Genomic DNA, 8,273 nt, shown 5'->3' with positions numbered 1-8,273 from the left:
CGGCGCGGCGGCCGGCGCACGGCGCTGGTGATCGGCGATCCGCGCGGCGGCGGCAGCCCGCTCAGCCCGCTGCCCGGCGCCCAGCAGGAGGCCGCGGCGGTGGCAAGCCTGCTGGAGGAGAGCGGCTTCGCCGTCACCCGGCTGATCGGCGATGCCGCGAGCCCGGCGCAGGTGGTCGCGGCGCTGTTCTCGCGCAGCTGGAGCGTGGTGCATGTCGCCAGCCACGGTGTCGCCGGCTGGCAGCCGCGCCCGGAGGATCCGCCGATGACCGGCATCGTGCTGGGCGCGCCGCCGCTCGACGTGCTCGAGGCGCCGCTGCTGGCGCAACTGCCCGAACCGCCGGACCTGGTGTTCCTGAACTGCTGCCACCTGGGCCGGATCTCGGCCGACGGCCCCTTCTCGGGCGCGCTGCGCCAGGACCGGCCCGGCTTCGCCTCGAGCCTGGCGGTGGAACTGATCGAGCGTGGCTGCCCGGCGGTGGTGGCCTGCGGCTGGGCGGTCCAGGACGATGCGGCCATGCGCTTCGCCCAGGGCCTGTTCACCGAGCTTTGCGCCGGGGCGGATTTCGGCACCGCGGTGCGGCAGGCGCGCAGCGCCACCCATGCCGCCAGCGCCGCCATGGGCTCGCTGGACAATACCTGGGGCGCCTATCAATGCTACGGCCATCCCGGCTTCGGCCTGATCGACGCCCGGCCAGAGCGCCGGCTGCCGCAAAGCGACCCCGCCTCACCGGCCGAGGCGTTGGCCGAGGTGCGGGCCTATGGCTCGCGGCTGGACATCCTGGGCCGCGACGCGGTGATCGCGCATCTGTCGGTGCTGGGCGCCCGGATCCGCGAGAACGGCTGGCAGGGCTGCTCGGACCTGGCGGCCGCCCTGGGCGATGCCCATGCCGCCTGCGGGCAGCTGGAGCTGGCCGCGGAATGCTATGGCCGGGCCGCCGGCGCCGAGGTCCCGACCCTGCCGCTGACCGCGCTGCAGGAATCGGCGCCGCTGCTGAGCCGCGGCGACGCGGGCCGGCTGCAGACCGCCGTTGCCCTGCTGGAATCGCTGAACACAAGCTGCGGCGACAGCCTGCGCCGGCATGTCCTGCTGGCCGATCTGCACCGCCGGCGCGCCATCCTGGCCGGCACCGCCAAGACCCGGCAAGAGGCGCTGCGGCGGCAGGAAGCGGCGCTGGACCGGGCGCTGACGCTGGCGGATGCGGCGCAATCCGGCCGGCCCGGCCGGGCCGAGACCGACCGGCTGCGGCTGCAGCACCTGCTGGTCCAGGCGCTTCTGACCCACCCGCCCAAGGCGCTGGAGGACGATTTCCGGCAGCTTTCGGCGCGGATGGACATGCCGGGCCGGCCCGAGCCGCTGCTGGCCCTGGTCGGCGCGGTGGTCACCGGCGATCCCGCCGCCCTGTCCAGCACGTTATCCGGCACCCTGTCCGGCGACGCTGCGGACTCCCTTGCCCCGGACCTGACCCTGGCGCTCGCCGCCCTGCCGGCGCGCTCGCCGCTGCGCGAGACGCTGGAACGCCTGCGCGACCGGCTGCGGGCGGCCGAATCCCCGCCGCCCCGAGACGCCGCGCCGACCGGATAGCGACGCTCTGCCCCGCTCCTCCCGCCCCGAAAGATCGCCCCGCGGGCGAAGCCGCCCGGTGTCGGAATGCCGGTGCTGCGAAAGCCGCCGGGCCCGGACGATCATCCGCCCGTCCCATGCGGGGCGGATGCCAGCCTGACGAACAGCCGGGTCTCGCGGCGGATGAAGGATTCGCGGCGGGCGAAATCGTAATTCTCGCGCCTCAGCGGATCGGCCGCCAGCCGGGCCCGATAGGCCTCGTATTCCGCCAGGGAGGGCAGCGAATAGATGCCATGGGCGGTGGTGGCCGAACCCTCGTGCGGGCGAAATAGCCGATCAGGTCCGCCCCGCAGTGCCCCCGGTTGCGGGCGTATTCGGCGAACAGCCCGGGCCGGTTCGGGTCGATGTCATAGGTGATGACGCAGGTGGTCATGTTCGCTCCTTTCGGTGACTGGCCTTCGGATAGCCGATTGGCGGGCGGTCATGCTTCGGCTAGCATCGAAGCATGACGGAAGGCCCGGACATCGCCCGCATCGCCGCGCTGGTCGCGGACCCGGCCCGCAGCGCCATGCTGCTGGCGCTGATGGACGGCCGCGCCCTGACCGCAACCGAGCTGGCCCTGGCGGCCGGCATCACCCGGCAGACGGCCAGCAGCCATCTGGCCAAGCTGGCCGATGGCGGGGCGCTGGCGGTCGAGGCGCAGGGGCGGCACCGCTATTTCCGGCTGGCCGGCCCGCATGTCGCCGCCCTGCTCGAGGCGCTGATGGTGTTTTCCGGCGATGCCGCACCGGCGCCGCCGCGCACCGGGCCCGGCCAGCCGGCGCTGCGCAAGGCCCGCATCTGCTACGATCATCTGGCCGGCGAGATGGGCGTGACGCTGCACGAGCGCATGCAGGCGCGGGGCTTGCTGATGGGCGATCTGGCGGGCGATCTGGCGGTCACCGCGCCGGGCTGGGCACATCTGGCGGAAATCGGCCTGACGCCCGTGGCACTGCCGCGCAGCAACCGGCCGCTCTGCCGCACCTGCCTGGACTGGAGCATGCGGCGGCATCACCTGGCCGGGCTGCTGGGCAAGGCGATTCTCGACCGGCTGCTGGCGCTGGCCTGGGCGCGGCGGCTGCCCGGCTCGCGCGTGATCCGCTTCACCCCCGAAGGCGAGCGGCGCTTCCACGCCTGGCTCGGCTAGCGCCGCCGGCGCCGGCAGGCGCAGGCGTCAGTGCAGGGCTTCCGGAAGCCGCCCGAGCGATCCGGCCAGCCGGGCGCATTGCAGGCGGATGTCGGGGATGGCGGTGATCTCCCACAGCGCGGCGCGGGCGCAGGGGCCGATGGCGAACAGCCGCCGCGACACCCGGCCGTCGCGGGCGATCAGCCGCGCGTCCTCGGTGGTGTCGAGGCCAAGCCGCAAGGGATCCAGACGCCCCTGCCCGGTCGCGATCAGGTCCAGCACCACCGGCGCGCTGTCCGTCTCCGGGTCGCGACGGATGCCGCGGCAGTCGATGACGTGATCGGCCGGCAGCAGCAGCGGGCCCTCGGGCGTACGCAGATGCAGGCCCTCGCCGTCCAGGCGCTGAAACCGGGCCTTGAGCAACTGCAGCTGGCCGCGCGCCTCGGCCGCGGCGATCAGCGCGGCGGATTGCGGCGGCATGCGGTGCCGGTGCACCTCCCACCACGAGGCGGCATGGCGCAGGAAGCGGCGCCGGCTGTCCTCGTCCCAGCTGCGCCAGATCGCGCTGACATGCGGACGCAGCCCGTCCAGAACGTCGCGCCAGTCCCGCCCCCGGGCCTCGGCCCGGCGGATACGGGCGCGCAGCCACAGCAACAGGCGGCTGACCGGCAGTCCCAGCGGGATCTCCTCGCGCGCGATGGCCAGCGCCTGGCCGGCGGCATGGGGGCGCGGCAGCAGCCCGCGCCGCGACAGGCAGGTGATGCGGCCGCGATGGCCACGGCCCAGCAGCGAGACGACATGGTCCACCATCGACAGGCCGGTGCCGATGATCGCCACCTCGGCCTCGGGATCGCGAGGCGGGGTGAAGTCCCAGCCGCCGCGCATGCCCTGCGACGGATGCTGCGGCACCGCATGGCCGGTGGCGAGGATGGCGAGATGGCCCATGATCGCGCTGCCGTCGTCCAGATGGGCGCGCACGCCGCCGGGGCTTTCCTCCACGCGCAGGCATTCCTGGCGATGGCAGGTCAGCCGGTCCCCGCCCCAGGCCGAAAGCAGGCTTTCCAGGTAACGGCCATAGGTGGTGCGGCCGATGAAGCAGTCGGGCGTGGCCGACGGCGCCTCGCCCGTACGGTGCAGCCAGCGCAGGAAATGCTCGGGATCGTCGGGAAAGGCGCTCATGTTGTGAACGCGGGTGTTCAGCAGGTGGTTCGGGTTGTCGGTCGCATAGGCGATGCCGCAACCCAGGGTCTGCGACTTCTCGATCATGCTGATGCGCAGGAATGGGTTGTCGCGCAGCAGATGCGCGGCGGCCAGCACCCCGGTGGCGCCGCCGCCGATGATGATGATGTGACGACAACCGTCCTGCGGAAACTGGCCGTCCATCACAGCACCATCATGCCAAGGAAGGCCAGGGTCCAGAAGATGGCCAGCGCCTGTCCCAGCCGGCTGTCCTCGCGATCGGGCGGGGTTTCGTCCTCCTGCGGAAGAAAGGCGATGAAACCCGGGTCATGGGCAAAGCAATACATCGGTCGGTCCTTTCGCTTTCGGTCATGCGTGCGGGATCACAGCGCCGGCTGTTCCAGCCAGGGGCGCGGCGCCGGGCGCGGCGGCAGCCGCTGGGCCATGGGCTCGGCCGCGACCTCGGGCAGCAGGGCGCGCAGCAGCCGGCCCTGCGGCCAGGGACCATAGCCGGCGGCGACGTTGATATGGCCGGCATGACCCAGGTCGACGAAGGAGGCCCGCCAGGCGCGGGCCAGGTCGCGGGCGCGGTCGTAACCCATCCAGCTGTCGTTGCGGCTGGCCACCACGATGGTCGGCACCGGCAGGGGCGCCTCGGGGATCCGGCCGAAGACGGCGGTGCGGGGATCGCGGCTGGGCTCGGCCGGCGCCACCAGCAGCGCCCCGCCGACCTTCAGCTGCGGCCATTGCAGCAGCAGCTTCACCGCGGCGACGGCGCCGAGCGAATGCCCGACCAGCACCGCGCCGGGATGCAGCAGCAGGGCGCCGGCGATCTCGGTCAACCATTGGTCCGGGCAGGGCCGCGACCACGAGGCCTGTTCGACGATCACCGCGTTCGGATCGGACTGCGCCCACCAATGTTGCCAATGCGGCGCCGGGGACCCGTCGAGACCGGGGAGAAGCAGGGTGCGAATCATGGTCTTTTCTCCTTCCAGTAAATATCTATCATGTTAGTCGGGTTTTTCCGTTCCAAATTTGGCCGGTACCGGGGAAGATCGTTCTATCCCGGGGCGCGGGCGGGACGGGCGCGGCGGTCCCGGGACAATCCATCAATTCCATGATGTGAAACCGAAATGCCTGGCGCCTGGCCACTTGCTGCCGAAATTGGCATGATGTGGAATTTACTCCTTGCAATCTGGCGGAAACTTCGCCGAAATCCGCAAGGAAACGGCCGTCGGACAGTCCATATCGTGGATTTCCGGCAGGGGAAGGGGAGAACCCGCCGTCGAGGGAGGAAGACAATGCAACTCACCGACACTTCGCCGGAGGGCGAGCTGGCGCTTGGCGGCATCGAGGCGATGGCCGAGCCGAAGCGCGCCGAGCCCTGGATGCGCCCGGTCGAGATCGCCGCCGCCGGGCTGCTGGTGGTGATGATGGTCGCGGTGCTGGCGAATGTGTTCTTCCGCTACGTGCTGGCCAAGCCTTTAATCTGGGGTGACGAGGTCGCCTCGATCAGCTTCATCTGGATGGCGATGCTGGGCGCGGCGCTGGCCGTCGACCGGCACGAGCACATGAAGCTGACCGTGTTCCTGCCGCTGCTGCCCGAACGGCTGGCCCGCGTGGTGGAAGTGGCGGGGCAGGTGCTGGTCTGCGCGCTGCTGCTGCGCCTGCTGCCGGTGGCGGTCGAATACGCCTGGGAAGAAAGCTACGTGACCTCGCCCGCGCTTGGCCTGCCGATGTCCTGGCGCGCCTCGGCCCTTCCGGCGGGAATCGGGCTGATGGCAGCGCTGTCGCTGCTCTCGGTGCTGCGCACGCGCGAATGGCGGATCATCGCCGGCACGCTGGTCGTGGCCGGCGCCCTGGTCGCGCTGCTGTGGTTCGCGCGGCCGGCGCTTCTGTCCATCGGCAACTGGAACCTGCCGATCTGGCTGGGCTTGCTGGTGGCGGTGCTGCTGTGCGGCGGCGTGCCCATCGCCTTCTGCTTCGCGCTGGGGACGCTGGCCTATCTGACCTTTGCCAGCCATGCGCCGATCTTCGTGATGATGGGCCGCATCGACGAGGGCATGTCGTCGCTGATCCTGCTGTCGGTGCCGGTCTTCGTGCTGCTGGGCTGTATCCTCGACGCGACGGGCATGGGCAAGGCCATCGTCAATTTCCTCGCTTCGCTGCTGGGCCATGTGAAGGCGGGGATGAGCTATGTGCTGCTGGGCTCGATGTTCCTGGTCTCGGGGATTTCCGGCTCCAAGGTCTCGGACATGGCGACGGTGGCCCCGGCGCTGTTTCCCGAAATGCGCCGACGCGGCCATTCCGCGCCCGAGATGACGGCGCTGCTGGCGACCGGGGCAGCGATGGCCGATACCGTGCCGCCCTCGATCGTGCTGATCGTGCTGGGCTCGGTCGCGGGGGTGTCCATCGCCGGGCTGTTCACCTCGGGCTTCGCCATCGCCATGGTGCTGCTGTCGGTGCTGGCAGTGCTGGCGCGCTGGAAGGCCCGCAAGGAAGACATGGCCGGCGTCACCCGCGCCACCCTGCCGCTGATCGGCAGGACCGCGCTGATCGCGGCGCCGGCGCTGGTGCTGCCCTTCATGATCCGCAGCCTGGTCGGCGGCGGCGTCGCCACCGCGACCGAGGTCTCGGCCATCGCCGTGGTCTATGCCTTCATCATCGGCGTCGTGCTTTACGGCGGCATCCCGATCCGCAAACTGGGCACCATGCTGGTCGAGACCGCCGCCATGTCCGGCGCGATCCTGCTGATCCTGGGCGCGGCGTCCGCGATGGCCTGGGCGCTGACGCAATCCGGCTTCGCCCGCGACCTGATGGCCGTGGTCACCGGCCTGCCGGGCGGCTGGGCGGTGTTCATGCTGGCCAGCATCGTGATCTTCCTGGTGCTCGGCTGCGTGCTGGAGGGACTGCCGGCCATCGTGCTGCTGGCGCCGATCATGTTTCCGATCGCCCGCGGCCTCGGCATCCACGACATCCATTACGCCATGGTCATCGTCACGGCGATGAACATCGGGCTGATGGCGCCGCCCATCGGCATCGGCTTCTACATCGCCTGCAAGATCGCCAACGTGCCCGCCGACCAGGTGATGCGCCGCATCTGGCCCTATCTGGCGGCGCTGCTGGTCGGCTTGCTGGCCATCGCCGCCGTGCCTTGGTTCTCGACCGCCTTGCTTTGACTTCAACAATCTCGGGGAGGAGGAAAACATGACAATCACCCGCCGCAGCGTCCTGATCGGGGCCGCCGCAGGGGCGCTGGCCGCGCCCTTCATCCGGCCGGGCGCCGCCCGCGCCGCCGAATTCAGCTACAAGATCGCCAACAACCAGCCGCTCGAGCATCCCAGCAACGTCCGGCTGGCCGAGGCGGTCAAGGCGATCCTGGAAGAAACCTCGGGCGCGGTGGACATCCAGATCTTCCCCTCGAACCAGCTGGGCGCGGATACGGACGTGCTGGGCCAGCTGCGCTCGGGCGGGGTCGAGTTCTTCCAGCTGTCGCCGATCATCCTGTCGACGCTGGTCCCCAACGCCTCGATCAACGGCGTGGGCTTCGCCTTCCCCGATTACGACACGGTCTGGAAGGCGATGGACGGCGAGCTGGGCGCCTATGAGCGCGCGCAGATCGAGGCCGCCGGCCTGGTGGTGATGGAGAAGATCTGGGACAACGGCTTCCGCCAGACCACCACCTCGACCAAGCCGATCACCACGCCCGCCGATTTCGAGGGCTTCAAGATCCGCGTGCCGGTCAGCCCGCTCTGGACCTCGCTCTTCTCGGCCTTCGGCGCGGCGCCGGCCTCGATCAACTTCGCCGAGGTCTATACCGCGCTGCAGACCGGCATCGTCGACGGCCAGGAAAACCCGCTGGCCATCATGAAGGTCGCCAAGCTGTGGGAGGTGCAGAAATACCTGTCCATGACCAACCACATGTGGGACGGGTTCTGGCTTCTGGGCAACCGCCGCGCCTGGGGCGCCCTGCCCGAGGATGCGCAGCAGATCGTCGCCAAGCATTTCAACGCCGGCGCCGAAAAGCAGCGCGCCGACGTGATGGCGCTGAACGCCTCGCTGCGCGGCGACCTGGAGGGTCAGGGCTTCGTCTTCAACGACGTCGACCCGCAGCCCTTCGCGGACAAGCTGCGCGAAGCGGGCTTCTATGCCGAGTGGAAGAAGACCTATGGCGACGAGGCCTGGGAGATCCTGGAAACCGCCATCGGCCGGAAGCTGGTCTGAGATGACCGACACGCCCGCCCCGTCCCTTGCCGCACCCGCCCCCGAGCCCGCCGGCGGCGGCGCGCAGGCGGTGGCGCGGGCGCTGTCGCTGCTGTCGCTGGTCGGCAGGGGCGGCAGCGCCGGGCTGGGGCTGGCGGAACTG

General features: G+C 70.7%; 7 protein-coding genes and 1 pseudogene. 4 read left to right on the top strand and 4 right to left on the bottom strand.

Translation table 11 applies throughout. The features are described 5' to 3' along the window. Positions 1–1,584 (top strand): CHAT domain-containing protein (locus I9P22_RS22150; protein ID WP_199262192.1); only part of this gene is annotated, 1,584 nt, incomplete at its 5' end. 101 nt (positions 1,585–1,685) lie between these two features. Here the strand turns inward: I9P22_RS22150 and I9P22_RS22145 are convergent. Further along, positions 1,686–1,996: pseudogene (locus I9P22_RS22145) on the bottom strand (NIPSNAP family protein). Positions 1,997–2,068: 72 nt separating this feature from the next. Here I9P22_RS22145 and I9P22_RS22140 point away from each other — a divergent pair. Beyond that, a complete protein-coding gene (locus I9P22_RS22140) occupies positions 2,069–2,749 on the top strand; it encodes an ArsR/SmtB family transcription factor (protein WP_199262190.1) in 681 nt (226 codons plus the stop codon). A 27-nt stretch (positions 2,750–2,776) separates the two neighbouring features. On the opposite strand, the gene I9P22_RS22135 is transcribed toward I9P22_RS22140, so the two are convergent. From I9P22_RS22135 to I9P22_RS22125, 3 genes are read right to left on the bottom strand one after another with little or no spacing between them, the layout of a single operon-like run. Then, positions 2,777–4,111 (bottom strand): FAD/NAD(P)-binding protein, encoded by a 1,335-nt coding sequence (locus I9P22_RS22135; protein ID WP_199262188.1) that lies wholly within the window; start codon positions 4,109–4,111, stop codon positions 2,777–2,779. After that, positions 4,111–4,254 (bottom strand): hypothetical protein, encoded by a 144-nt coding sequence (locus tag I9P22_RS22130; RefSeq protein ID WP_199262186.1) that lies wholly within the window; start codon positions 4,252–4,254, stop codon positions 4,111–4,113. The genes I9P22_RS22135 and I9P22_RS22130 overlap by 1 nt, the downstream gene beginning before the upstream one ends. Positions 4,255–4,290: 36 nt before the next feature. Further along, positions 4,291–4,884 carry an RBBP9/YdeN family alpha/beta hydrolase gene (locus I9P22_RS22125; protein ID WP_199262184.1) on the bottom strand — a complete coding sequence of 198 codons (594 nt, stop codon included), beginning with the start codon at positions 4,882–4,884 and terminating at the stop codon, positions 4,291–4,293. Positions 4,885–5,208: 324 nt separating this feature from the next. On the opposite strand from I9P22_RS22125, the gene I9P22_RS22120 reads away from it, so the two are divergent. Together I9P22_RS22120 and I9P22_RS22115 are read left to right on the top strand one after the other, a co-directional pair. Beyond that, entirely contained in the window at positions 5,209–7,086 is a 1,878-nt protein-coding gene (locus tag I9P22_RS22120) for a TRAP transporter large permease (RefSeq protein ID WP_199262182.1), read from the top strand. 28 nt (positions 7,087–7,114) lie between these two features. After that, a complete protein-coding gene (locus I9P22_RS22115) occupies positions 7,115–8,131 on the top strand; it encodes a TRAP transporter substrate-binding protein (protein ID WP_199262180.1) in 1,017 nt (338 codons plus the stop codon). Positions 8,132–8,273: the final 142 nt, after the last annotated feature.

This window comes from Paracoccus binzhouensis (genome assembly GCF_016446475.1).
GTDB lineage: Bacteria > Pseudomonadota > Alphaproteobacteria > Rhodobacterales > Rhodobacteraceae > Paracoccus > Paracoccus binzhouensis.
The sequence above is the reverse complement of the archived record's forward strand: the minus strand, read 5'-3'. Positions and strand labels throughout refer to the sequence as shown.

Excerpts from the sequence above, each read along its gene's own strand:
- I9P22_RS22115 (WP_199262180.1), top strand. The coding sequence starts at position 7,115 with ATGACAATCACCCGCCGCAGCGTCCTGATCGGGGCCGCCGCAGGGGCG.
- I9P22_RS22135 (WP_199262188.1), bottom strand. The coding sequence starts at position 4,111 with ATGGACGGCCAGTTTCCGCAGGACGGTTGTCGTCACATCATCATCATC.
- I9P22_RS22125 (WP_199262184.1), bottom strand. The coding sequence starts at position 4,884 with ATGATTCGCACCCTGCTTCTCCCCGGTCTCGACGGGTCCCCGGCGCCG.
- I9P22_RS22120 (WP_199262182.1), top strand. The coding sequence starts at position 5,209 with ATGCAACTCACCGACACTTCGCCGGAGGGCGAGCTGGCGCTTGGCGGC.
- I9P22_RS22130 (WP_199262186.1), bottom strand. The coding sequence starts at position 4,254 with ATGTATTGCTTTGCCCATGACCCGGGTTTCATCGCCTTTCTTCCGCAG.
- I9P22_RS22140 (WP_199262190.1), top strand. The coding sequence starts at position 2,069 with ATGACGGAAGGCCCGGACATCGCCCGCATCGCCGCGCTGGTCGCGGAC.